At 69.9% G+C, this 23,298-nt stretch carries 18 protein-coding genes, 1 tRNA gene and 1 pseudogene; 12 read left to right on the plus strand and 8 right to left on the minus strand.

Annotated elements, in window-relative coordinates; all coding sequences use genetic code 11:
- The first annotated feature begins 2 nt into the window (after nt 1–2).
- The gene (locus tag AAC944_RS24835) at nt 3–764 is read left to right on the plus strand and encodes an SDR family NAD(P)-dependent oxidoreductase (RefSeq protein ID WP_030621092.1); all 762 of its coding nucleotides are present in this window, start codon (nt 3–5) and stop codon (nt 762–764) included.
- Nucleotides 761–1,738 carry an ornithine cyclodeaminase family protein gene (locus AAC944_RS24840; RefSeq protein WP_051872186.1) on the plus strand — a complete coding sequence of 326 codons (978 nt, stop codon included), beginning with the start codon at nt 761–763 and terminating at the stop codon, nt 1,736–1,738. The genes AAC944_RS24835 and AAC944_RS24840 overlap by 4 nt, the downstream gene beginning before the upstream one ends.
- A 26-nt stretch (nt 1,739–1,764) precedes the next feature.
- On the opposite strand, the gene AAC944_RS24845 is transcribed toward AAC944_RS24840, so the two are convergent.
- The 6 genes from AAC944_RS24845 to AAC944_RS24870 all read right to left on the minus strand — a co-directional run bounded on the left by AAC944_RS24845 (nt 1,765) and on the right by AAC944_RS24870 (nt 7,789).
- Nucleotides 1,765–2,301, minus strand: coding sequence for a MaoC family dehydratase (locus tag AAC944_RS24845; RefSeq protein ID WP_030621097.1), 537 nt, complete (start codon nt 2,299–2,301; stop codon nt 1,765–1,767).
- A gap of 121 nt (nt 2,302–2,422) precedes the next feature.
- Nucleotides 2,423–3,319, minus strand: coding sequence for an HpcH/HpaI aldolase/citrate lyase family protein (locus tag AAC944_RS24850; protein ID WP_051872187.1), 897 nt, complete (start codon nt 3,317–3,319; stop codon nt 2,423–2,425).
- Nucleotides 3,316–4,569: an 8-amino-7-oxononanoate synthase family protein gene (locus tag AAC944_RS24855; protein WP_037772936.1), complete on the minus strand. Its 1,254-nt coding sequence runs from the start codon at nt 4,567–4,569 to the stop codon at nt 3,316–3,318. The genes AAC944_RS24850 and AAC944_RS24855 overlap by 4 nt, the downstream gene beginning before the upstream one ends.
- Nucleotides 4,566–5,441 carry a cupin-like domain-containing protein gene (locus tag AAC944_RS24860; RefSeq protein ID WP_051872188.1) on the minus strand — a complete coding sequence of 292 codons (876 nt, stop codon included), beginning with the start codon at nt 5,439–5,441 and terminating at the stop codon, nt 4,566–4,568. The genes AAC944_RS24855 and AAC944_RS24860 overlap by 4 nt, the downstream gene beginning before the upstream one ends.
- A gap of 42 nt (nt 5,442–5,483) precedes the next feature.
- Nucleotides 5,484–6,692 (minus strand): glycosyltransferase family 4 protein, encoded by a 1,209-nt coding sequence (locus AAC944_RS24865; protein ID WP_196943200.1) that lies wholly within the window; start codon nt 6,690–6,692, stop codon nt 5,484–5,486.
- An 11-nt stretch (nt 6,693–6,703) separates the two neighbouring features.
- Nucleotides 6,704–7,789: a hypothetical protein gene (locus AAC944_RS24870; protein ID WP_030621109.1), complete on the minus strand. Its 1,086-nt coding sequence runs from the start codon at nt 7,787–7,789 to the stop codon at nt 6,704–6,706.
- A 1,156-nt stretch (nt 7,790–8,945) separates the two neighbouring features.
- Between AAC944_RS24870 and AAC944_RS24875 the strand changes: the two genes are divergently transcribed.
- The 4 genes and pseudogenes from AAC944_RS24875 (at nt 8,946) to AAC944_RS24890 (ending at nt 13,013) form a co-directional block, all read left to right on the plus strand.
- On the plus strand, nt 8,946–9,677 hold the full coding sequence (locus tag AAC944_RS24875) for a FadR/GntR family transcriptional regulator (RefSeq protein ID WP_030621111.1): 732 nt from the start codon (nt 8,946–8,948) through the stop codon (nt 9,675–9,677).
- Nucleotides 9,678–9,868: 191 nt separating this feature from the next.
- Nucleotides 9,869–10,630 (plus strand): annotated as a pseudogene (locus tag AAC944_RS24880) ((Fe-S)-binding protein); the annotation flags it as partial.
- A gap of 146 nt (nt 10,631–10,776) precedes the next feature.
- Nucleotides 10,777–12,375, plus strand: a complete 1,599-nt coding sequence (locus AAC944_RS24885; RefSeq protein WP_051872194.1) for a LutB/LldF family L-lactate oxidation iron-sulfur protein — start codon at nt 10,777–10,779, stop codon at nt 12,373–12,375.
- Nucleotides 12,372–13,013 carry a LutC/YkgG family protein gene (locus AAC944_RS24890; protein ID WP_030621130.1) on the plus strand — a complete coding sequence of 214 codons (642 nt, stop codon included), beginning with the start codon at nt 12,372–12,374 and terminating at the stop codon, nt 13,011–13,013. The genes AAC944_RS24885 and AAC944_RS24890 overlap by 4 nt, the downstream gene beginning before the upstream one ends.
- Nucleotides 13,014–13,335: 322 nt before the next feature.
- Here the strand turns inward: AAC944_RS24890 and AAC944_RS24895 are convergent, their stop codons facing one another.
- The gene (locus AAC944_RS24895) at nt 13,336–16,485 is read right to left on the minus strand and encodes an ATP-binding protein (protein WP_051872195.1); all 3,150 of its coding nucleotides are present in this window, start codon (nt 16,483–16,485) and stop codon (nt 13,336–13,338) included.
- 192 nt (nt 16,486–16,677) lie between these two features.
- Here AAC944_RS24895 and AAC944_RS24900 point away from each other — a divergent pair, with 192 nt between their 5' ends.
- Nucleotides 16,678–17,184 (plus strand): MSMEG_6728 family protein, encoded by a 507-nt coding sequence (locus tag AAC944_RS24900; protein WP_030621136.1) that lies wholly within the window; start codon nt 16,678–16,680, stop codon nt 17,182–17,184.
- A gap of 30 nt (nt 17,185–17,214) precedes the next feature.
- Here the strand turns inward: AAC944_RS24900 and AAC944_RS24905 are convergent.
- Nucleotides 17,215–17,286: transfer RNA gene (locus tag AAC944_RS24905), tRNA-Arg, on the minus strand.
- A 203-nt stretch (nt 17,287–17,489) separates the two neighbouring features.
- Here AAC944_RS24905 and AAC944_RS24910 point away from each other — a divergent pair.
- From AAC944_RS24910 to thrC, 5 genes are all read left to right on the plus strand, one after another.
- Nucleotides 17,490–17,951: a response regulator gene (locus AAC944_RS24910; protein ID WP_078888833.1), complete on the plus strand. Its 462-nt coding sequence runs from the start codon at nt 17,490–17,492 to the stop codon at nt 17,949–17,951.
- Nucleotides 17,952–18,139: 188 nt separating this feature from the next.
- Nucleotides 18,140–19,273 (plus strand): ArgS-related anticodon-binding protein NrtL, encoded by a 1,134-nt coding sequence (gene nrtL / locus AAC944_RS24915; RefSeq protein ID WP_030621143.1) that lies wholly within the window; start codon nt 18,140–18,142, stop codon nt 19,271–19,273.
- 25 nt (nt 19,274–19,298) lie between these two features.
- Nucleotides 19,299–20,690: a diaminopimelate decarboxylase gene (gene lysA, locus AAC944_RS24920; protein ID WP_030621146.1), complete on the plus strand. Its 1,392-nt coding sequence runs from the start codon at nt 19,299–19,301 to the stop codon at nt 20,688–20,690.
- 120 nt (nt 20,691–20,810) lie between these two features.
- Nucleotides 20,811–22,112, plus strand: a complete 1,302-nt coding sequence (locus tag AAC944_RS24925; RefSeq protein WP_030621149.1) for a homoserine dehydrogenase — start codon at nt 20,811–20,813, stop codon at nt 22,110–22,112.
- A gap of 8 nt (nt 22,113–22,120) precedes the next feature.
- Entirely contained in the window at nt 22,121–23,203 is a 1,083-nt protein-coding gene (gene thrC, locus AAC944_RS24930) for a threonine synthase (protein ID WP_030621153.1), read from the plus strand.
- Nucleotides 23,204–23,298 lie beyond the last annotated feature (95 nt).

Raw genomic sequence — 23,298 nt, forward strand, 5'->3', positions numbered from 1 at the left:
CTGTGGGCAGGTTGACGGGCCGCAGGGCCGTCATAACGGGTGGCGCCAACGGGATAGGCCGGGCCATCGCCACAGCCTTCGCTCGTGAGGGCTGCGACGTGTTCTTCACCGCGCGTGCCGATGAGGACGCAGCCCGGTCCGTCCGTGCAGAGCTGCGCGAGCACGGTGTGCGTGCCGACTACATGCTGCTGGACGGCGCGGACCCCGACAGCGCCACGCGGCTGCTGGACACGACAGCCGAGACGCTGGGGCTCGCCGACATCCTGGTGAACAATGCGGGCACGGCTACCCGGACCGGATTCCTCGACCTGACATTCGAGGAGTACGAGCGGGTCATGGCGGTCAATCTCCGCTTCCCGTTCTTCACCACCCAGGCGTTCGCCGCTCGGCTGCGCGCTGCCGACACCCCGGGCAGCGTGATCAACATCAGCTCGATCAGCGCCACTAAGGCCATCAGTGCCATGGCCCACTATCAGTCCAGCAAGGCAGGCCTGTCGATGCTGACCCGTAGTGCGTCCTACGAGCTGGCCCCGTTCGGCATCCGCGTCAACACCATCTCCCCCGGGCTGACCGCCACGAACGCCAATGCCGTGCAGTGGCGGGACGACCCCGACCTCTGGCGGGAGCGGGGCAAGGACATCCCGCTGGGACGGACCGGCAATCCGGAGGATCTCGCCGGTGCCGCCATCTTCCTGGCGTCCGACGAGTCCGCGTGGATGACCGGCGGCGACATCGTGGTGGACGGTGGAGAGGCGGCAGTGTGACCGCGTGGGCACCGCTGCTGATAGACGGCCCGGAGCAGGAGCGGGATGACCGGGTCCTGCCGGTCATCGACGCCCTGGGAGAGGCGTTCCGTGCGCTGCGGGCCGGGCAGGCCCAGTCGGCCGCCCGCACCCTGTTGCAGAGCGGTGCTGAGCCGCCGGCCCAGCTGCTGGTCAGCCCGGCGGTCTGGGAGCAGCGCAAGGTTGCTGGCCTGAAGGTCACCACCCTCACTCCGGACAATCCGGACCGTGGGCTGCCGCTGATCCACGGCATCGTGAATCTGGTCGATCTGGAGACGGGTCGGGTGGCGGCGCTCCTGGACGGGGCCGCGCTGACCGCCGTCCGTACCGGGGCGGTCGCCGGCCTGGCCACGCGGCTGTGTGCGCGGCCGGACGCCGGCGATCTCGCGATCATCGGTGCGGGAGTGCAGGCCCGGGCGTTGCTGCGGACGATGGCCGCGGTGCGCCCGGTCCGGTCGGTGCGGCTGTACTCCCGGACCCGCCGCGGGGCAGAGGCATTCGGTGACTGGATCCGTGACCGTCTCGGCCCGGATGTCGCGGTCACCGTCTGCGACGATGCCCGTACGGCAGTCCGTGACGCCGAGATCATCTGCACGGCGACCTCCACCGACAGTACGACGCCCGTGATCGAGGCCGACTGGGTGACGCCCGGCGCGCATCTCAACGTCATCGGCGGCACGCACGAGGACGCTCTTGAGATCGCTCCGGAGCTCCTGGCAACGGCCTTTGTGGCGGTGGAGACGAAGGATGCCGCGCTGGAGGACGCGGGGGAGATCCGCTCGGCGTTCAGCCGCGGCATCATCGAGGCCGAGCACCTTCACGAGCTGGGCGAACTGCTCGACGGCGAGACCGAGCCGGTCCCCGGCCGCACCACGCTCTTCCGGAGCGTGGGCCTGGCGATCGAGGACACGGCTGCCGCGGCCGCCTTGTACGACGCCGCACGCGCTGCGGAGTAACGGCGCACCGGTGACCGGCCGGGGTGTCAGCCTGGGGGCTGATTGGTCCCGGCCGTGTCATCCGGCCGGCCGGGCCGCGCCTCGCGGGACCAGGCCATGAAGGACCTCTCGAAAACGATCACGGTCTCACCGGTGGACTTTGTTCCGGTGGTCTCCACGGTGACGACGCCCCGCCCGGGCCGGGACTTGGACCACCGCTTGGACAGGATGCGCGTGGTCGCGTACAGCGTGTCGCCCACGAAGACCGGCTCGGCCAGCCGCACCCGGTCCCAGCCAAGATTGGCCACGGCGCGGGCCGACGTCGCCTGCACCGTCATTCCGCCGACCAACGCCAACGTGATCGAGCTGTTCACAAGGACCCGGCCGTAGCCGGTACCGGCCGCGTAGTTCTGGTCGAAGTGCAACGGGTGCTGGTTCATCAGAAGCAGGGTGAGCCAGGTGTTGTCCGCCTCCGAGAGCGTCCGGCCCGGCCAGTGTCTTATGACCATGCCGGGCTCGAAGTCCTCGTAGTCGCCTCCGTGCTCTTCGACGTACTCGTTCTCTCCGACACGTCGCAGCGTCACTTGGTCTCCTTCACAGTGCAGAGGGAAGAGATGGGGAACGTGGCTGCCGACCGCCCCCCCTGGCACCGGCACGCGGTCCAAGACAGGGCAGGTCCGAAAGGGGAAACCCGGTACCGGGTTGTCATCCGGCCTCGGCCTGTCCTGACTTCAGCCCGGCGGAAGACGTCCGGCCGAACCGTGCGGCCCACGCCTCGCCCCGGGCCACGGTCGTCCGGGCCTTGCGTACGAAAGGTGGTCCGACCATGTGCCCGTCGACCAGAGTGACGCCGTCACCGGCCGTGCGCACCGCTTCCATTACTCGGCGAGCAGACCGCAGTTCGTTCTCGTCCGGGCGGAACGCCCGGTTGATGGCTTCCAGTTCCTTCGGATGCACGGTGCCCTTGCCGTGGAAGCCCAGTGATCGTGCCTGCTCGATTTCCTGCTGCAACACCGAGGCACTCGCCAGCTGGAAATTGCCGGTGTCGATGCAGGCAATGCCGTGCCGGGCACAGGCGAGTGCCATGGCCTGCCGGGCGGCCAGCAGCCCGTCCCAGCCGATCTCGATGCCCAGAGTGGCTGCCAGGTCTGCCGATCCCAGAATCAACCCGTCGCTCGCTGCAGCGATCTCGTCGATCGCGCCGATCGCCTCCACCGTTTCGACGGTCACGAAAATCTCCGGATGCCAGTCGGCGGAGGTGAACGTCTCACGCAGCAGCAAGGGTTCGGACGGGAACCTGACCATGGTCATGAAGACGAACCCGGGCTTGACCGGAGCGGCCGTGAGCATGGCGATGTCGTGCACTGCCGCCATTGATCCCAGGGGATTGATGCGCACGGCCGAGTTCGCGGGGTTTGGCGATCGGTCGAGCGCCGTACGGCAGATCTTCCGTGCCTCATCCTTGGCCGGGGCGGGCACCGAGTCCTCGAGATCGATGAGGTGGACGTCGGCGTCGTAGTTCCGGGCGGAGACCACCCGGTCCAGGGACAGAGCGGGGGTGTACAGAATGCTGCGCAGGATCGGGCGGGACGAAGCGGTCATGAGCCGGCGCCCTCACACGACTGGGCCACTGATGGGGCTCCGACTTCCGCGAGCACGGCACACAGTTCACGGATCTGCTCGTCGGTGTGGCCGGCCCGCATCATGACCCGCAGGCCCGCCGTGCCGCGGGCGACGATGGGGAAGAACACCGGCGACACGTAGAAGCCCGCCTCGAACACCCGGCGACCCGCCTCGATCACTGTTGCGTCGTCCACGGGAACCAGACGGATGGGGAAGGTGGTCCCGGACTGCTCGGTCCTGATGCGCGCGTCGAAGAGGGCGATCCTGTCCTGCAACCTCCGCTGCAGAGCGGTTAGTTCATCGGTCCGGTGAATCTCGGCCGAGGCAAGACCCGCGCCGACCGCAGCGGTGTTCAGCGGCTGTGAGTAGCTGAGCGCCCCGGCGAAGCGCTCGATCACACGCAGAGTCTCGTGCGGGTGCCCATCGAGCAGAATGGCCGCGCCGCTGGTGCCGAATGCCTTGTTGAGAGTGGTCACCACGATGGTGCGGTCGTTGAGAACCGGGATGGTGGAGCGTACGTACCCGATGCCACGCGGCCCGAAGGCCGATGTGGAATGCGAGTCGTCGTAGTAGACCTGGAGTCCATAACGGTCCTGCAGGACGGCCAGTTCCTTGACGGGCGCGTATCCACCGAGGCTGTCGCTGCCGTCGCAGATGTACCAGACCTGGCCGTACTCCTTGCAGCGGTCCTCGATGAAGTCCAGGTCATGGTGGCGCGAGGTGACGACCTCGGTTTCGTCGGCACACATCGGCTTGGCCTGGGCCATCGAGACGTGACAGTTCTTATCGAAGATCATCAACGGCCGGGTGCCGTTGCCGAGATGCCCTGAGGCGATCAGCGGCAGCAGGCCCGCGCTCGCGACGCTGGCGGAGATGGCGGAGATGGCGTCGGCCGCGAACAGTTCGCCGAGCGATGCCTCCAGCTCCAGCAGCGCCGGGATTTGCACTCGGCTGCGGGGTATGCAGTGGTCCAGGACACCGTACTTGCGCAGCGCATCGATGGCGCCTTGGATCACCTTGGGGTGGGAATCGAGGTCCAGATAGGAGCAGCAGCTGAAGTTGACGAACTCGTGGCCCGCCTCGGTGCGCAGGATCCCGTCGTGGAGTTCAGCGACGATGCCCGCTAGGCCGTTGCGCTCCGACATGTCCCAAAAGGAGTTCCCGATGCCTACTGACTTCGCATTGTTGCGGAATCGGTTGGTCGGCTGGATGATTTTCTGTCCAGTCATTTCTTGCCGCCTGTGGGGGACTTCTCGGGCTGAATATTGTAGAGACCGTTCACCTTACGGAACGCCACCTTGTAAAGCGAGTCGGCCAGCATGAGTGGACGACGGAGCATCTTCCTGTGGTACAGCCAGAAGTTTATGTTGATGTTCAGTCCGTCGACTGCGTCGACCTGATGCCACCAGCCGACGGGTAGGTACAGCATTTGTCCCGGCTCCAGGACGACGTCGCGGCGCTCTGCAAGCGCTGCAGCGATCCGGGGGAAGCGCCTGAGGTCGACGTTGTCGACCCGGACGCTCTTCGAGGTGTTGGCGTATCCGCGTAGAGCCGAACGGACGTAGTAGTTCTTGAACCCCGGCGGCATCACCACGAAACGCTTGCGGCCCTCGAGCTGAATATTGAAATTCTCGAGATCGTCGAAGTGGTTGCGCGAACGCATTCCGCCGTAATTCGCCCAGATGTTGGCGGAATTCAGTGGGGCTTGATAGTTGAACATCTTGGCGGTGTCGAACTCGAGCAACTCGCTGATCGTTTCCGAGTAATGCTTTATGTTGGAGACGATGCGGTAGGTGCCGTCGGTGTTCGATGCGTAGGGTTCTTTTTCGAAGTAATCGCGAAGGGGAATCTTCGTGACCTCGGCGCGCGTTTCATTTTCCTTGGACCGGTCCTTCTTGACCAGTGCTACTGTGGCGTCGCCGAGTTTATCGAGAACGGCGGTCCGGTAGAACCCGGGTTCCGCCGGCGGGAGGACATCGATGACGGCAGGAGTGTCGGCCTTGATGATGGCTTCGGTTCCCCAAGTCAGGAACTCGTCCAGACTCAGCCGAGGATAGGGAACACTCTTGATGCCGTGGTAGGCGGAAGCTGTGTCGTTCATGCGTACGGAACCCCGTCTGCGCTGGTGGTGGGATGGTGGGACTCAGTTCCTTGAGTCGAGCCAATCGGTGTAATCGTCATCGACGAAAGCGGCCACACGAGCGAAGTCCGCGCGTTGACCGGCGTCCAGGCCGTCCGTGGGGCAGGCGTGTCGATCGGTGCAGAATTCGAAAAGTTTTCCCGGCCCGACTCCGAGGCTCTGCCTGGGGCGGGCGGGCCGGGACATCACCTCGTCACGAGCGAGGGCGAGTTCCGTACGCCACTCCTGCCGCTCGGTGAAGCTGTTGATCCGGCACCGGGCCTGCTCTCCGTATGCGCGCCGCAGTTCCTGGTTACGCACCAGTTCCAGGCAGGCGTCGACGCACTGATCCGGATCTTTCACCAACAGGGCGCTGTCCGGCGTGAGCAGGTCGCGCACCCCGCCGACCGGGAAGGCCACGCACGGCAGCCCGGCCAGCATCGCTTCCTGAAGAGCCTTTTCGCTGGTCGCGTAGGTGTATGGGTTGAGCGGGTAACAGAAGATGTCCAGGCTTCTCAGGAAGGCAGCCGGATCGGTCTGGAAACCGATGAACCGTACGCGGTCGCCGATGCCCAGCCGGTCGGCCTCGGTTCGGTAGTCCTCGAGCGGTCCGTCGCCGGCGAACTCGAAGTCGACTTCCGGTGCCGCCCGGACCACTCGGGCCGCGATCTCCAGCGTCGCGGAGTGCATCTTGATCGGTTCGACCGTGCCCAGGTAACCGATGCGAACGTGATCGTCGCCGTCCTCTCGAGAGCCGGAGACGGCATCGGTCGGTGCGTTTAGCCCTGCGGCGGAGAAAACGCACCGGGCCGGGGGGAGGCCGGCCTGGACGCGGTTTCGGTCAAACCGAGGGTTGGCTGCCGCGCTGGGGGCCGTGACAGTGCAACCGTCGACCCGGGACAACAGCTCGACGCTCGGGCACATCCACGGAGCGTCGAAATGGCCCCGCGAGTGCAACAGGATCCGGCCGACCGGCAGGTCGGCGTTGACCAGGAAGTCATTGACGTAGGGATTGTTCCACCACTCGACCTGCATGAGGTCGGCGGTCGCAGCCGCCCGGCGAGCGGCCTCCGGGCCAGCGACGATGTCCACGCCGGCGGCCTCGAACGCGGCCCTGTGCTCAGGCCGGGGTGGTATCAGGGAGGCCACCGTGGGGCGCACCTCCCCGGCGCTGCCGACGCACATCCGCAGCAGGCCCATGCTGGCCCCGCCGTCGGTCACTTCCTTGATCACGTGAAGGACCTTCATCGAGCGGGCCCTCCGGTGCTCCAGCGCTTCAGTATCTCCGATCGATCGTGCGGGAAATTACCGAAAATGCGCTTGTTGACACCCAGGGTCTCTTCGTCGGCGAGCAGCAGGAACTGGAAAAGCTCGTCGGCGAACACCGATTCCCAGCGGTTGAGCACGGTCATGTCCTGAGCTTTGCCGTCGTGCTGCAGTCCGTCGAAGGAACTGCCCCGGCCGTACGAGCTGACCGAGTTCAGGCCGCTGTCGGAATGCTCCAGCCCGAGGACGCTGGAGAGTTTACGACGCTCCCCCTCATCGCTGAACCAGTCGTTGAAGGTGATGTAGTTGTATCCGAAGGAACGCTTTTCCAGATATCCTGCATACCGCTTCCACAGTTCCAGAAGGTCGCGGATTCGGTAGCGGTAGGCCCAGGACGGATCCTCTCGCGCCTGTCGGACTATGGAGGCGGCCGTGTTAGGAAAGTCGCGAAGGATCACGACAACGTCCGAACGATGCGCGATCCTCCCGTTGTGGTACAGCGGGAATTCGGCGGGATCGAGATTCTCATACCCCACGATCAGAATGCGCTGCCGGGGATCAAGAGGCATTTTTCGATACTTGTCGTGATCGATAGTCAGTAGCTCGCCGTTGCGCTCGAACAGGGCAATCTCGGCGCTGTTGTGGTAACGGACCTCGGCGTCATCGAAATGGCCACGCAGCCATTCACTGATTGCATGGTTCGCTCCCCGTCGCAGACCGAATACGAAGATCGCTCGATCAAAGCAGGGAGCCAGCTCGCTCGGGGAGTGCTGTGTTCTGCTGGTCACCGCGGACACCGTCAACTCTCGGATGTTCTCCGCGGTGAGCTCGCGTGACCGGGTGTGTTCCAGTGCTGCGCCTTGGAAGGTCAGTGCTGCCGTCAGAGGTGGCAGCCCGGCCAGCGTGGTCTCATTGTCACCGAAAGACCGCAGTATCTTTTCCAGCAGTTCCGCCGAATACTTCTGAGTCAGTGCATGCACGGTTCGTTCGCGCTCATCGTCCACCCGTGCTTGCTCGAGTTCAGAGTCGCTGAAGTCGAAGCGTCCGCTCGACTGGCTGGTCATGTCCCCTCCTGTTCAAAGGCCAGTCCGCTTGCCCTGGCGCTGGCCATGGCGGAAGTCTGGGCCCTTATTGTTTAGAACCTGCTGGGTCGCCATGCGGCCTTTGCTGGGCGTTCGCGTGAGACGCTCGCCGTCACAACAGTGGATCACTGTAAACGATCAAGTGGACAATCTCTAGTAGGACCTGGTCAAGTGGGGCGTGGGGCTTGAAGGTTCGCTCGGGTGACGGTCCAGCAGCGGGTGGCCGCATATGGTGCATATTTACCTCCTGCGCCTCAACAACTCCTGCAGTGCGCTGAAACCTGGGCGAAGCGGGAGCTCGGCGAGCCCTTTTCAGGGCAGCCGTTATTCGCCATGCAAAAGGTGGACTGTGGTGATGAAGGCGACATAATGGGGCTATTGGGTCCGTGGCAACGCTGCAGTGCCTCGAAGTGGTCGGCAGTGGCCCAGCGTCTTCGGGCCGGGTAGCACCCCATGGCGCCGACCGCACTGGAGCGTCGGCCCTGAGGATGCTCCAGGCGTTACCTTGTTGATTGGCGCGCCAACCGTCGATGCCGGAAGACGCGTTGCGTTGTGAAGAGAGGCGCGTCGATCGCATGAGTATTCCGTCAGGTGACCGCAGTTGCCGAGTGCGCCGCTCTAGGTAGCCTACGGTGAAGCCGCCTGAACTGACGCTGACGCGAAGGGGGTCAGCAGGGAACCGCCGACCCCTCGAATGCCTACCGAAGGGCATGCCTTACGAGTGGTGGCGGCTGATCGAGCAGGTTCGACCCTTCTGGAGAAGGCAGACGCTCGTCATCGGCCGGCTCGTCGATGAGAGAGCTCAGCCAGCTGACCCTCGGAGACGCGGCGGCGGTCGAATGCTGGTCTTGCTCGTGCGGTGCGTTCAAAGCCACGGCAGCGAGCTGAGCGGGAGATATGGACACCTCGACGGCGTCAAAGCGCTCCTTCACTTTCGGGCCGAGGGGAAGGGGCGGGGGAGCGGGAGCGAATGGAAGGGGCCGAGAGGGAAAGGCAAGTCTCCGGTCTCCCCACGGCCTGTCTTCGGTTCCGGCGTCCGGTCCGGCCACAGGCAGGGTGCGACCTGCCGTGTGACATAGTTTTTCGGTGAGAGCGCCGGCCGATCAGGACGCAGGGCCGGCCGACCAGGGAGTGACGGATGGCTGTCGAATGGCGACCCGTACGGCAGTCCCGTACGCATGAGCTCGTTCTCGGAAGCATCGAGGAGCGCGTGCTCGCCGGGGAACTCAAGGCCGGTGACCGGCTGCCGCCCGAGCGCGAGCTGGCCCCGGTACTGGGCGTCAGCCGCTCCGCGCTCCGCGAGGCCCTCCGCGTCCTGGAGACGATCGGCGTCCTGGTCGCCCAGGCCGGCCGAGGCCCCGACGCCGGCGCCCGGATCGTACGGAATCCCGACGACGCGCTCGGCCGGCTGCTCCGCCTCCACTTCGCCCTCGGCAGCTACTGCCTGGAGGACGTCCTGGAGGCCCGCGTCACGCTGGAGCGCTCCAGCTTCCACGCCGCGGCGGAGCACGCCGCCGCCACGGACCTCGACGAGGCGGCGGCGCTCGTCGCGCGCATGGGTGCGCCGGACGTGAGCGTGCCGGAGTTCAACGACCTGGACACGCGGTTCCACGTCCAGATCGCCCGCAGCTCCGGCAACGCGCTCACCTCCACCCTCACCTCGGCCGTCCGCGAGTCCGTCCGCCCGCTGATCCTCCGCGCCCTGGAGGCCGCCGAGGACTGGCCGGCCACCGCGGCGGCGGTCAACGCCGAGCACGCCGAACTGCTCCGCCTGGTACGCGCCGGCGACGGTGCCGACGCCGCCGACCTGGTCGAACGGCACATCAGGGGGCTCCACGGGACGCTGGTGGAGGATCGGCCGGGGGAGTAGCGGGGGCTGGGGGAGCAGCGAAGGCCGGGGAGTAGCGGGGGGCGGGGGGCGGGGGGCGGGGCCTCCGGGGACTCCCGCCAGCCCCTCATGGACCGTGCCGACCCATGGCTAGTATGGTCCGACCATACATAGGTCGTACGGCGTAGCCCCCGGGCAGCGCGGCGGCCCACGGTCACCCCCTCGGAGGTCCCATGCGCGTCGGACTCTTCGCCACCTGTCTGGGAGACACGCTCTTCCCCGACGCGGTGAAAGCCACCGCCGTCCTGCTCGCCCGGCTCGGCCACGACGTCGTCTTCCCGCCGGGCCAGACCTGCTGCGGCCAGATGCACGTCAACACCGGCTACCAGCGCGAGCCGGTCCCGCTGGTACGCGGCTTCGCCGAGCAGTTCGGCGACCCGTCGATCGAGGCGGTCGTCATGCCCTCCGGCTCCTGCGCCGGTTCCGTACGCCACCAGCACGAGACCGTCGCCGAGCGGTACGGCGACCCGGCCCTGCGCGCCGGTGTCGCGGCGGTGCAGGCCAAGACGTACGAGCTGTCGGAATTCCTGGTCGACGTGACAGGCACGACCGACGTCGGCGCGTACTTCCCGCACCGGGTGACGTACCACCCCACCTGCCACTCGCTGCGCATGCTGCGGGTCGGCGAGAAGCCGCTGCGGCTGCTGCGCGCCGTCGAGGCCATCGACCTCGTCGAACTGCCGGAGGCCGACGCCTGCTGCGGCTTCGGCGGCACCTTCGCGGTCAAGAACGCCGGGACCTCCGCCGCGATGCTCGCCGACAAGATGCGGCACGTCACCGGTACCGGTGCCGAGGTCTGCACGGCCGGCGACTCCTCCTGCCTGATGCACATCGGCGGCGGCCTGAGCCGGATCGAGGCCGGGACCCGCACCCTGCACCTGGCCCAGATCCTCGCGTCCACCCGCACGACGCCGTACGTCCTGCCGGACGCCGCCGGTACGCATGCGTCCGGCACCCGTCCCGCGTCCGGCACCCGTCCCGCGTCCGGCACCCGTCCCGCGTCCGGCACCCGTCCCGCGTCCGGCACCCGTCCGGCGTCCGGCACCCGTCCGGCGTCCGGCACCCCGCTGGAGGCGACCCGATGAGCACCCCCACCTACCTCGGCATGCCCACCGTCCCGCCCCGCTCCCCGTACGGCACGGGCAACCTGCGCGGCGACCGCAAGTTCCCCGAGGCCGCCCGCGACGAGCTGCGCAACGACCAGCTGCGCCGCAACCTCGGCAAGGCCACCCACACCATCCGCGCCAAGCGGCTCGCGGTCACCGGCGAGCTCCCCGACTGGGAAGCGCTGCGCGACGCCGGCTCGGCGATCAAGACCGACACCATGAACCGCCTCCCCGAACTCCTCGAACAGCTGGAGGCGAAGGTCACCGAGGCCGGCGGCACGGTCCACTGGGCACGCGACGGCGCCGAGGCGAACGAGATCGTCACCCGCCTCGTCCAGCAGACCGGCTCCGACGAGGTCATCAAGGTCAAGTCGATGGCCACCCAGGAGATCGGCCTCAACGAACACCTCGCCGACCAGGGCATCACGGCCCACGAGACCGACCTCGCCGAGCTGATCGTCCAGCTCGCCGACGACAAGCCGTCCCACATCCTCGTCCCGGCCATCCACCGCAACCGCGACGAGATCCGCGAGATCTTCCGCGACCGCATCCCCGGCGTCGACCCGGACCTGGACTCCGTACCGGCGCACCTCGCCGCCGCGGCCCGCGCCTACCTCCGCGAGAAGTTCCTGACCACCAGGGTCGCCGTCTCCGGAGCCAACTTCGGCATCGCCGAGACCGGCACCCTCTCGGTCGTGGAGTCCGAGGGCAACGGCCGGATGTGCCTCACCCTCCCCGACACGCTCATCACCGTCATGGGCATCGAGAAGATCCTCCCCCGCTTCGCGGACCTGGAGGTCTTCCTCCAACTCCTGCCGCGCAGCTCCACGGGCGAGCGCATGAACCCGTACACCTCGATGTGGACGGGCGTGACGCCGGGTGACGGTCCCCAGAACTTCCACCTCGTCCTCCTCGACAACGGACGCACGGCGGCCCTCGCCGACAAGATCGGCCGCCAGGCCCTCAACTGCATCCGCTGCTCGGCCTGCCTGAACGTCTGCCCGGTGTACGAGCGGGCCGGCGGCCATGCGTACGGCTCGACCTACCCCGGCCCGATCGGCGCCGTCCTCACCCCGCAGCTGGCGGGGATGCACGCCGCCAAGGACGACCCCAACAGCTCCCTCCCGTACGCCTCCACGCTCTGCGGCGCCTGCTACGACGCCTGCCCCGTCAAGATCGACATCCCGTCGCTCCTCGTCGAACTCCGCCACCAGCACACCGAGGCCGCCGGTACGACGGCCGAGAAGCTGGCCATGAAGGCGGCGGCCGCCGTGATGGGCAGGCCGGGGGTGTACCGGGCGGCGCAGAAGGCGTCGGGACTGGGCCGTGCCCTGGCGGGCCGCGACGGCCGCATCTCCCACCTCCCGCCCCCCTTCAACGGCTGGAGCGACAGCCGCGACACCCCGTCCCCGCCGAAGGAGACCTTCCGGGCCTGGCTGGCGTCGGCGGCGGGCGCGGAGACGATGCGCGCGGCGGCGGAGGAAGGGGCGCGGGGACGGACGGCAGGGGCCCGTGCCGAGGACGCGGCGGGCTCCCGGGCCGACGGCAACGTCCACGACGAGGAGGAACAGTGACCGCACCCACCACCGCCCGCGAGGCGATCCTCGCCCGCATCCGCGACGCCCAGGCTCTGGCACCCGCCGAGGAGGTGACGATCCCGCGTGCCTACCGCACCGGCCGCACCCTCCCCGACGCCGAGCTGCTGGAGCTGCTGACCGACCGCCTGGTCGACTACAAGGCCGAGGTGCACACGTGCCGGGCCGCGGACACCGCCGAGGTGATCGCCGCCGTACTGCGCGACCACGGGGCCCGCCGCATCGGCGTACCGCCCGGCCTCGACCCGTCCTGGCTCACGGCGTACGACGGCGAGGTGCGGCGCGACTCCGCCGCCATCCCCGCGCCCGAACTGGACGCGCTCGACGGCGTGGTGACCGGCTCCGCCGTCACCTGCGCCGAGACCGGCACCGTCTTCCTGGACGCCGCGCCCGACCAGGGCCGCCGCGCCCTCACCCTCGTCCCCGACCTGCACGTCTGCGTGGTAGACCGGTCGACGGTGGAGGCCGGCGTCCCCGAGACCGTGGCCCGCCTGACCCCGACCCGCCCCACGACCCTCATCAGCGGCCCCTCCGCCACCTCCGACATTGAACTGGAACGGGTCGAGGGCGTGCACGGGCCCCGGACACTGGTGGTGGTGCTCCGCACGGACGCGTGAGGCCGGCCCTCCTCTTCAACGCCTCCCCAGGCCCGCTGCCGCCGACCCTCCGCCTCCGACCCTCCGCCTCCGATCCGCCGCCTCCGGCTCTCCGCCTCCGGCTCTCCGCCTCCGGCTCTCCGCCTCCGGCCAGATCGCCTCACGGGGCAACCGGCGTGCCACGCCGTGAGCCGTCCGGGCAGGAGGCGGCGGGTACGCCCGATGGCACGCGCCTTTCCCTTCTCGCGGCGCGCCTCGATCGGCGCGCCTCGATCGGCACGCCTCGCCGCGTGTCCGGGCCGGAGGCGGCGCGCACATCCGGGGTACGCCGTCCTCTTCCTCCTCAAGCGTCGACCGATGCGCCCTCCGCATCCGTGGTGCGGGAGGCCACCTCCGCGCGCGAGGCCACGCCCAGCTTGCGCAGCACCTTCGCGACGTGCTGCTCCACCGTGCGCGGCGACAGGAACAGCACGTCGGCGATCTCCCGGTTGGTGTGCCCCAGGGCCACCAGCCGCGCCACCTCACGCTCCCGGGGCGACAGTTCGCCCCCGTACCCGCGCCGACCGCGGCGCGACGGCGTCACGACCCCGTTGCCCCGCAACACCCGACGACAGCGCGCCGCGTCCCGCGTGGCGCCCAGCCCGGCGTAGACATCGGCGAGTTCGGCGACCGCCCCCGCCGCCGCCCGGTCCCCGGCCGCCAGCCGGCAGCGCGCCGACGCCTCGGCGGCCCGCGCCTCCGAGTACGGCCGCGACAGCGCGGCGTACCCGCTCCGCGCCCGGTCGAACGCCGCCACCGCCTCCTCGTACCGCTCCCGCCCGCACGCCACCGCGCCCCGGCACACCTCCACCGCGGCCGCGGCCAGCGGCGCGTCGATCCCGGCGGCCTCCCCGGCGAACTCCTCGGTCAGCGCCGCCGCCTCGCCGCCGCGCCCGCTCCGTACGAGGGCGATCACCGCCATCGGGACGAGGTCACCGCCCCACGCCCAGATGCCCTTGCGGCGTACCCGGCCGACCGCCCGTTCCGCCTCCGCGCAGGCCGCCGCCGGCTCACCGCGCGCGACGAGTACGCGGACCATCGCGCCGGACGCGGCGGCCAGGATCGGGGCGGGCGCGTTGGCCGGGTCGTCCAGCGCCGCGGCCCCCAGCTCCGCCGCGGCCTCCTCCCACTCGCCGCGGGCCACGGCGAGCCAGCCCAGTACGAGATGCGCGTCGGCGGAGATACCGGAGACCCCCTGCACCACGTCGAGCACCTGCCGCGCGCGGCCGTCCAGCCCCTGCCACCGGCCGCCGTGCCACGCCAGCCGCAGCGCGGTGCCGTCGATGATGCCCTGCAGGAACGGCGCGCCGCACTCCGCCGCGAGCCGGGTGCCCGTACGGCGGTAGTGCTCGGCCCGGTCGTCGTGGCCGAGCCAGGCGGCCGCCTCCGCGACGTTGCCGCACAGCCGCGCGACCTGCAGCCGTTCGGCCGGCGTACGGCCCGCGCACACCATCTCCTCGACGTCCGCCCACACCCCGGGCTCGCCCTTGCCGGCCCGCAGCGCCAGATGGTTACCGCGTACCGCCATCCGCAGCGCGGGGTCCGCCTGCCCGGCCACCTCCTGACCGGCGACCAGCTCCTCGGCCCGCTCGGCCCACCGCTGGTGCACGGCATACGGATGCTCGCCCCAGCTGGGCATCGCCAGCGCGGCCATGCCCCGGGCGGCCAGCGCCGGCCGCTCCCGCAGCTCCGCCACCGCCGCCTCCGTGTCCGCCCTGCCCTGCTCGTGATTACCGGCCTGGTTGTGCTGCAACAGCCCGAGGTTGAGCCGGATCTCGCCGCGTACCGCGACGGGCAGATCCCGGTCGCGCACGATACGGCCGAGCAGCCGGGCGGCCCGGCGGAACGACAGCCCGATGACGGCGACCCGGCTCAGCTCCGTGGCCAGCCGCCCGCGCTCGGCGGCCCCCAGCCGCTGGTCGGACAGCAGCCCCTCCAGGACCTCCACGGCGACCGCGGTGTCCCCCATCTCCCGTGCAGCGCCGGCCGCCGCCTCCCCGTACCGCAGCCAGGCGGCCAGGTCACCGGCCTGCCGCGCGTGATACGCCAGCCGCACCAGCGGCGGCGGTTCGGCCCCGGCGAGCGCGGCCACGGCCCGCTCGTGCAGCCGCCGCCGGTCCACCCCTGCCAGCCCCCCGTACACCGCCTGCTGAGCCAACGGATGCCGGAAGCCGTACCGGTCGTCCCCACAGTCGTAAAGCACCCCGGCCCGCAACGCCTCCCGGATCCCGTCCCGGACCCCGAGCAGACCACCGACCGCCGCACCCCCACCGACCCAGGCGTCCGGAACCTCCGTACCCTCCCCGGCGCGACCGGACCCTCGCCCCTCCCCGGCATCACTGGGCCCCCGCCTCTCGACGGCGTGGCCAGGCTCCGTGCTGTCCCCGATATCACTGGACGCCCGCCCCGCCGTCGCCGCGATCAGCTCCTCGCCCGCCGGAACCCGCAGCACGGCCGCAGCGTGCACCACGGCAGTGGCACGCCCGGACAGCCCGGCCATCCGCTCGGCCATGGCGTCCCGCAACAACGCCGGCACCTCCAACGCGTCCAACGTCTCCCGTGCCGTACCGCGCCCCAGCCGCCCCTCAGCCCCGCGGTACTTGTCCCCACCCCTATCACTCCCATCCCCACCCCCACTCCCATCCCTCTCTCCGTCCAGCGCCCGTACGACTTCCTCCAGCACGAACGGGATACCGGCGGTCCGCTCGTGCAGCTCGGCGGCGAACGCCGCGGACACCCCCGCACCCCCACTGATCGCATCGGCCAGGCTCCGTACGCCCTCCACGTCCAGCGGCCGCAGCGGCAGCAGTACGGCCGTCGTCCCCGGCGGCTCCCGGTAGGCGCGCCCCAAGGGCAGCGCCCCGCCCGGCAGTTCCTCCCGCCGGTAACTGAGCACGGCGGACATCGCCGGCGGCGGATCGTCCACCAGGAACCGCACCAGATCCCGCGTACCGTCATCCGCCCAGTGCAGGTCCTCCACGACCACCACCACCGGCCCGAGCGCGGCCAGCAGTGCCCGCACGGCGCGGAAGAGCCGGTGCCGCCCCGCCCGGTGGTCCGGCAGTGGTTCCGGCGCGGGCGGCAGGCACTCGGCCAGCTCCGGCAGATACGGGCGCAGCGCCCCGCACACCGGACTCAACCGCTCGGCAACCGGGCTCGAGCGCCCACCCACCTGCCGCTCGAGCCGCGGCTCCAACTGCCGCAACAAATCAAAAACAGGCCCATACGGGAACGGCTCACGCAACGGATGACACGTACCGAGCAGAATCCGCCGCCCCCGTACCGACGGATGGCCGATCGCCTCCCGGATCAGCCGCGTCTTCCCGATTCCCGCCTCGCCCTCCACGAGCACGACGGACGGCGCGTGCCCGAGCGCGTCCACCAGTGCGGCCAGCTCAGCGCTGCGCCCGACGAGGACCGGAGCCCCTGAACGGCGGAAGGCGGAACGTCTCATCAGCACTCCGACCCGAACACAAGACCGTGGCCCTGCGAAGACCGCCCGTTACCCCCGGTCACCGCGGTTGACCGCGAAACTACTTCGCCACCCCCGCCCTGACAAGACATCACCGCTCCACACAGAACTCACAGGCAGCCCGCAACGGGAGGAGCCGGTTAGGCACGCGGCCATTCGGTTACGCATGCACCCATGCAGACATTCCTGCCGTATCCGGACTTCGCGGACTCCGCCGCCGTCCTCGATGCGCGTCGGCTGGGCAAACAGCGCGTGGAGGCGCTCCAGGTCCTGCGCGGCCTCACCGTCCCCGGCTACGGCTGGCGCCACCACCCGGCGGTCCGCATGTGGACGGGCTACGAGGAGGCCCTGGTCCGCTACGGCCTCGAAATCTGCCGCGTCTGGACCGACTCCGGCCGCCAGGACACCTGCGCCCTCACCCTCGCCCAGGACTACGCCACGAACTTCCCCGGCACCCCACCCCGCACCTACGCGGAACTGGCGTCCTCCGGCGACCTCCCCAACTGGCTCGGCGACCCCGCCTTCCACGAGAGCCACCGCTCAGCCCTCCTCACGAAGGACCCCGACCACTACCGCCGGCACTTCCCGGACACTCCTGCCGGCCTGCCCTACGTGTGGCCGCACTCCGACCGCACCACGCCCCCCGACAACGCAAAAACCCCGCCCCAGCGTTCCCACTGAGTCGGGGTCTTACAGACACCTCGTACAAGGTGCCCCCGGCAGGATTCGAACCTGCGCACACGGCTCCGGAGGCCGTTGCTCTATCCCCTGAGCTACGGGGGCGTGTCGGGCGCTGTGCGCTTGCGACGGGTAGAACACTACCAGCTCGGAGGGGGTGGTCATGAACCGGTTTCGGGAGGAGGTCGAACACCGGCCTCTAGCGCATGGGGGCGGGGCGGCCCCGGTGATCGGGGAAAGGTCCCTCGCACGGGGCGGAAGTGGGGAAAAGCCGGACGCAGCTGATGGGAGGCGCTTAGTCTCAATATGTGCCTGGCTTGTCCGGCCGGGTCCTTGTTGTCGACGACAACAAGGTCATCCGGCAGTTGATCAGGGTCAATCTCGAGCTGGAGGGCTTCGAGGTCGTGACCGCGGCTGATGGTGCCGAGTGCCTCGACATCGTGCATGACGTGTGTCCTGACGTGGTGACGCTCGACGTCGTGATGCCGCGGTTGAACGGGCTGCGTACGGCTGAGAAGCTGCGCGCCGATCCTCGGACCCGGGAGCTTCCCATCGCCATCATCAGCGCGTGCACGCAGCTGGAGGTGGACAGCGGGGTAGCCGTCGGCGTGGACGCGTTCCTCGCCAAGCCGTTCGAGCCGGTCGAGCTCATACGGACCGTGCGCCAGCTGCTGGCTGGGGCCCGCGGTTCCGGGCCCGGCGGCGGGCCGATGGACGGGGCGGCCGATGCCGATCCGGATTCCCGGCCCGCCGTCCGGCGCACGGGGTGACGTGGCCGGTGCGGCGGGCAGTGCGAGCCGGGTGAGGGGGCGGGCGGCCCCGCGGGAAGTGCGAGCGGCGCGGGAAGTGCGAGCGGCGCGGGAAGTGCGAGCGGCGCGGTAAGGCGGGAAGCGCGGGGAGTGTCCGAAGGGCGAAACCGGTTCGCATACCCACCCCCCTTCTCCCATACGCTTGTCCTGTGACTCCCGCTGAGCTCTCCCGCACCGTCCTGCGCTCCGTGCGCGGTGCCGTCGAGGCGCGGGAGCTCGTGATGGCGGAGAGCGCCGTGCCCGAGCGTGTCGATGTGGCGCCGCCGCCGCACCCAGGTTGCGGCGACTACGCCACGAACGTCGCCCTGCGGCTGGCCAAGGACGCAGGGGTGCCGCCGCGTGAGGTCGCCGGGATCGTCGCGAAGCGGCTGGCGGCCGTGCCGGGGATCGACGGCGTCGAGATCGCCGGACCGGGGTTCCTGAACATCACGCTGGGGGCCGCGGCGCCGGAGGCGCTGGTCCGGGAGGTGCTCGCCGCGGGGACGGCGTACGGGCGGGTGGACGCTCCCCGGCCCGGGACTCCCAACGAGCTCCGTACCGGGGCTCCCAACGAGCTCCCTACCGGGACCTCCGTCGAGTTCCGTACCGGAACCCCCATCGACCTCCGCCTTGCCCCCGGCCCCCGCGCTCAGGTCGTGGGCGGTGCGCTGCGGGCGGTCATGGAGGCTGTGGGGGAGGGGACCCGGGGCGGTGGGGAGGACGTGCGGCCCGTTCCTGTGAAGGGGGCGGACGGGGAGTACGTCACCGGTGAGGAGCTGGTCGCGCGGCTCGGGGTGGATGAGATGCGGTGGGTGTTGCTGTACCCCGCCGCGCACGATCATGTGCGGGTGCCCGAGCGGCCGGTTCAGCGGGAGGGCAATCCGCGGTTCCTGGTGCAGTACGCGTACGCTCGTACGTGCGCACTGTCGCGCAACGCCCGTGAGCTGGGATTCGACGATCCGGGAGTCGACCTCGACGTACCGGTCGGCGACTCGGCCGGCGGCCCCTCCGGCGCGGGCGGGACGCACGACGTCCCGCACACCCCCCTCCACGCCGCACTCGCCGCCTACCCCGCGGTGCTCGGAGCCGCAGCCCGGCTGCGGGCGCCCGACCGGCTGGCGCGGCACCTGGAAGTGACCGCCGAGGCGTTCTTCCGCTTCCTCGTCACCTGTCCGCCGCTTCCCGCCGGAGAGCAGAAACCCATGGCCGTTCACCGCGCCCGGCTGGCCGTCGCCCAGGCCGCCGGTACGGTGCTCGCGAACGGCCTGACCCTGCTGGGCATCTCCGCACCTGAACACCTCTGAACCTCCGAGGGGATCTCCCACCGCCATGAGCCGTTCCGCGCACCCCGCAGGGCCCCGCCACGCCGACGTACTGCCCGAGGGCCACTACACCGCTCCGCCCGCCGACCTGAACGACCTGGACCCGCGGGTCTGGTCCCGTACGGTGCGGCGCAACGCCGACGGTGTCGTCACCGTCGGCGGCCTCTCCGTCGCCGACCTGAAGGAGCAGTTCGGTACGCCTGCCTACTTCCTGGACGAGGACGATTTCCGGGCTCGGTGCCGGGCCTGGAAGGACGCCTTCGGGGACGATGCCGATGTCTTCTACGCCGGGAAGGCGTTCCTGTCGCGGGCCATCGTGCGGTGGCTGCACGAGGAGGGGCTGAACCTCGACGTCTGCTCCGGGGGCGAGCTGGCCACCGCGCTGGCGGCCGGGATGCCGGCGGAGCGGATCGCGCTGCACGGCAACAACAAGAGTGAGGACGAGATCCGGCGGGCCGTGGAGGCCGGGGTCGGGCGGATCGTCGTCGACTCGTTCCAGGAGATCGCGCGCGTCGCGCACATCGCCGACCAGCTGGGGAAGCGGCAGGCGGTGCAGATCCGGGTGACCGTGGGGGTGGAGGCGCACACGCACGAGTTCATCGCCACCGCGCACGAGGACCAGAAGTTCGGCATCGCGCTGGCCGACGGGCAGGCCGCGGAGGCCGTGCGCCGGGTGCTGAAGCTGGACGGGCTGGAGCTCACCGGCATCCACTCGCACATCGGGTCGCAGATCTTCGACATGGCCGGGTTCGAGGTGTCGGCGCGGCGAGTGGTGCAGCTGCTGGCCGAGGTGCGCGAGGAGCACGGGGTCGAGCTGCCGGAGATCGACCTGGGAGGCGGGCTCGGCATCGCCTACACCTCGGACGACGACCCCCGCGAGCCGCACGAGATCGCCAAGGCGCTGGGGGAGATCGTGCGGCACGAGTGCGAGGCCGCCGGGCTCGCCGTGCCCCGGCTGTCCGTCGAGCCCGGCCGCGCCATCGTGGGCCCGACCGCGTTCACGCTGTACGAGGTCGGCACGGTCAAGGAGCTGGAGGGCCTGCGGACGTACGTGAGCGTCGACGGCGGGATGTCGGACAATATCCGTACGGCGCTGTACGACGCGGAGTACAGCGTGGCGCTGGTCTCGCGGGCCTCGGACGCCGCGCCGATGCTCTCGCGGGTGGTCGGCAAGCACTGCGAGAGCGGTGACATCGTCGTGCGGGACGCGTTCCTGCCGTCGGACCTCGCGCCGGGTGACCTGCTGGCCGTGCCGGCGACCGGTGCGTACTGCCGGTCGATGGCCAGCAACTACAACCACGCGCTGCGGCCGCCGGTCGTGGCGGTGAGCCAGGGCGAGGCCCGGGTGATTGTCCGGCGTGAGACGGAGGAAGATCTCCTGCGGCTCGATGTCGGATAAGTGAAATAAATGTCTCGCGATCTGGACGAGGTGCAGAAATTGCCGTCCGGTGAGTGAGACTGGTCCATTGCGAACAGGCACATGGCCGTCGTGGCCATCACGAGGAAGAGCAGAGGTCGAATGATGCGTACGCGTCCGCTGAAGGTGGCGCTCCTGGGCTGTGGTGTGGTCGGCTCAGAGGTGGCGCGCATCATGACGACGCACGCTGACGACCTCACAGCCCGGATCGGCGCGCCGGTGGAGCTCGCGGGCATCGCCGTGCGCCGGCCGGACCGGGTCCGCGAGGGCGTGCCCGCCGAGCTGGTCACCACGGACGCGACCGCGCTGGTCAAGCGCGGGGACATTGATGTCGTGATCGAGGTCATCGGGGGCATCGAGCCGGCCAGGAAGCTCATCCTCACCGCCTTCGAGCAGGGCGCGAGCGTCGTCTCCGCCAACAAGGCACTGGTCGCGGCGGACGGCGCGGCGCTGCACGCGGCCGCCGAGGAGCACGGCGCCGACCTGTACTACGAGGCCGCCGTGGCCGGCGCGATCCCGCTGGTCCGGCCGCTGCGCGAGTCGCTGGCCGGGGACAAGGTCAACCGGGTGCTCGGCATCGTGAACGGGACGACCAACTTCATCCTCGACAAGATGGACACCAGCGGGGCCGGGTACAGCGAGGCGCTGGACGAGGCCACCGCGCTCGGTTACGCCGAGGCCGACCCGACCGCGGACGTCGAGGGCTTCGACGCCGCCGCCAAGGCCGCCATCCTCGCCGGTATCGCCTTCCACACCCGGGTGACCATCGACGACGTGCACCGCGAGGGCATCACCGAGGTCACCGCGGCCGACATCGCCTCCGCCAAGCGCATGGGCTGCACGGTCAAGCTGCTGGCGATCTGTGAGCGGGCCGCTGACGGTGCCTCGGTCACCGCGCGGGTCCACCCGGCGATGATCCCGCTGACGCACCCGCTGGCGTCCGTACGGGAGGCCTACAATGCCGTCTTCGTGGAGTCGGAGGCGGCGGGCCAGCTGATGTTCTACGGGCCCGGCGCCGGCGGCTCGCCGACCGCCTCGGCCGTCCTCGGCGACCTCGTCGCGGTCTGCCGCAACAAGCTCAGCGAGGCCACCGGGCCCGGCGAGTCCGCGTACACGCAGCTGCCGGTCAGCCCCATGGGTGAGGTCGTCACCCGCTACCACATCAGCCTCGATGTGGCCGACAAACCCGGCGTCCTGGCCCAGGTCGCCATGGTCTTCGCCGAGCACGGCGTATCGATCGATACGGTCCGTCAGCAAGGCCGGCCGGACGGAGGCGGCGAGGCGTCCCTCGTCGTCGTCACCCACCGCGCTGCCGACGCCGCGCTGTCCTCGACCGTCGAGGCACTGCGCAATCTGGACACCGTCCGGGACGTCGCCAGCATCATGCGGGTCGAAGGGGAGTAAAGGAACCCATGTCTGCCATTACCAGTGCCGGTACCACCCACCAGTGGCGCGGCATCATCGAGGAGTACCGCGACCGCCTGCCGGTCAAGGACACGACCGAGGTCGTCACCCTTCGCGAGGGCGGTACGCCTCTCGTACCGGCGCAGGTGCTCTCCGAGCGCACCGGCTGTGAGGTGCACCTCAAGGTCGAGGGTGCCAACCCCACCGGTTCCTTCAAGGACCGCGGCATGACGATGGCCATCACCCGGGCCAAGGAGGAGGGCGCGCAGGCCGTCATCTGCGCCTCCACGGGCAACACTTCGGCCTCCGCCGCTGCGTACGCCGTGCGGGCCCGTATGGTCAGCGCCGTCCTCGTCCCGCAGGGCAAGATCGCGCTGGGCAAGATGGGCCAGGCCCTGGTGCACGGGGCGAAGATCCTGCAGGTCGACGGGAATTTCGACGACTGTCTGACGCTGGCGCGCGGACTGTCGGAGAAGTATCCGGTCGCACTTGTGAACTCCGTCAACCCGGTGCGCATCGAGGGCCAGAAGACCGCGGCCTTCGAGATCGTGGACATGCTCGGCGACGCGCCCGACATCCACGTGCTGCCCGTCGGCAACGCCGGGAACATCACCGCGTACTGGAAGGGCTACAAGGAGTACGCGGCCGACGGGATCTCCTCCCGGGCGCCTCGCATGTGGGGTTTCCAGGCGTCCGGCAGCGCGCCGATCGTGCGCGGCGAGGTGGTCAAGGACCCGAGCACGATCGCCACCGCGATCCGCATCGGCAACCCGGCCTCCTGGTCCTTCGCGGAGGCCGCGCGGGACGAGTCGGGCGGCGCCATCGACGAGGTGACCGACCGTCAGATCCTCGCTGCCTACCGCCTGTTGGCCTCACAGGAGGGGGTCTTCGTGGAGCCCGCCTCGGCTGCTTCGGTGGCCGGTCTGCTGAAGGCCGCCGAGGAGGGCAGGGTCGACCCGGGCCAGAAGATCGTCTGCACCGTGACCGGCAACGGTCTGAAGGACCCGGACTGGGCGGTGGCCGGCGCGCCGCAGCCCGTGACGGTGCCGGTCGACGCGGACGCCGCCGCCGAGCGCCTGGGCCTGGCGTAAGACATCTGCCGTAAGACAAAAATTCGACCGGAAACAGCCGGTCGGAGCGGTCCGGACGGGGTCGGCGCGCGTGTCGCACCGGCCCCGTACGGCCC

Origin of the sequence: Streptomyces sclerotialus (assembly GCF_040907265.1) — a bacterium.
Classification (GTDB): Bacteria; Actinomycetota; Actinomycetes; order Streptomycetales; family Streptomycetaceae; genus Streptomyces; species Streptomyces sclerotialus.

Excerpts from the sequence above, each read along its gene's own strand:
- AAC944_RS24850 (WP_051872187.1), bottom strand. The coding sequence starts at position 3,319 with ATGACCGCTTCGTCCCGCCCGATCCTGCGCAGCATTCTGTACACCCCC.
- AAC944_RS24855 (WP_037772936.1), bottom strand. The coding sequence starts at position 4,569 with ATGACTGGACAGAAAATCATCCAGCCGACCAACCGATTCCGCAACAAT.
- AAC944_RS24860 (WP_051872188.1), bottom strand. The coding sequence starts at position 5,441 with ATGAACGACACAGCTTCCGCCTACCACGGCATCAAGAGTGTTCCCTAT.
- AAC944_RS24870 (WP_030621109.1), bottom strand. The coding sequence starts at position 7,789 with ATGACCAGCCAGTCGAGCGGACGCTTCGACTTCAGCGACTCTGAACTC.
- AAC944_RS24875 (WP_030621111.1), top strand. The coding sequence starts at position 8,946 with ATGGCTGTCGAATGGCGACCCGTACGGCAGTCCCGTACGCATGAGCTC.
- AAC944_RS24885 (WP_051872194.1), top strand. The coding sequence starts at position 10,777 with ATGAGCACCCCCACCTACCTCGGCATGCCCACCGTCCCGCCCCGCTCC.
- AAC944_RS24895 (WP_051872195.1), bottom strand. The coding sequence starts at position 16,485 with ATGAGACGTTCCGCCTTCCGCCGTTCAGGGGCTCCGGTCCTCGTCGGG.
- AAC944_RS24900 (WP_030621136.1), top strand. The coding sequence starts at position 16,678 with ATGCAGACATTCCTGCCGTATCCGGACTTCGCGGACTCCGCCGCCGTC.
- lysA (WP_030621146.1), top strand. The coding sequence starts at position 19,299 with ATGAGCCGTTCCGCGCACCCCGCAGGGCCCCGCCACGCCGACGTACTG.
- AAC944_RS24925 (WP_030621149.1), top strand. The coding sequence starts at position 20,811 with ATGATGCGTACGCGTCCGCTGAAGGTGGCGCTCCTGGGCTGTGGTGTG.
- thrC (WP_030621153.1), top strand. The coding sequence starts at position 22,121 with ATGTCTGCCATTACCAGTGCCGGTACCACCCACCAGTGGCGCGGCATC.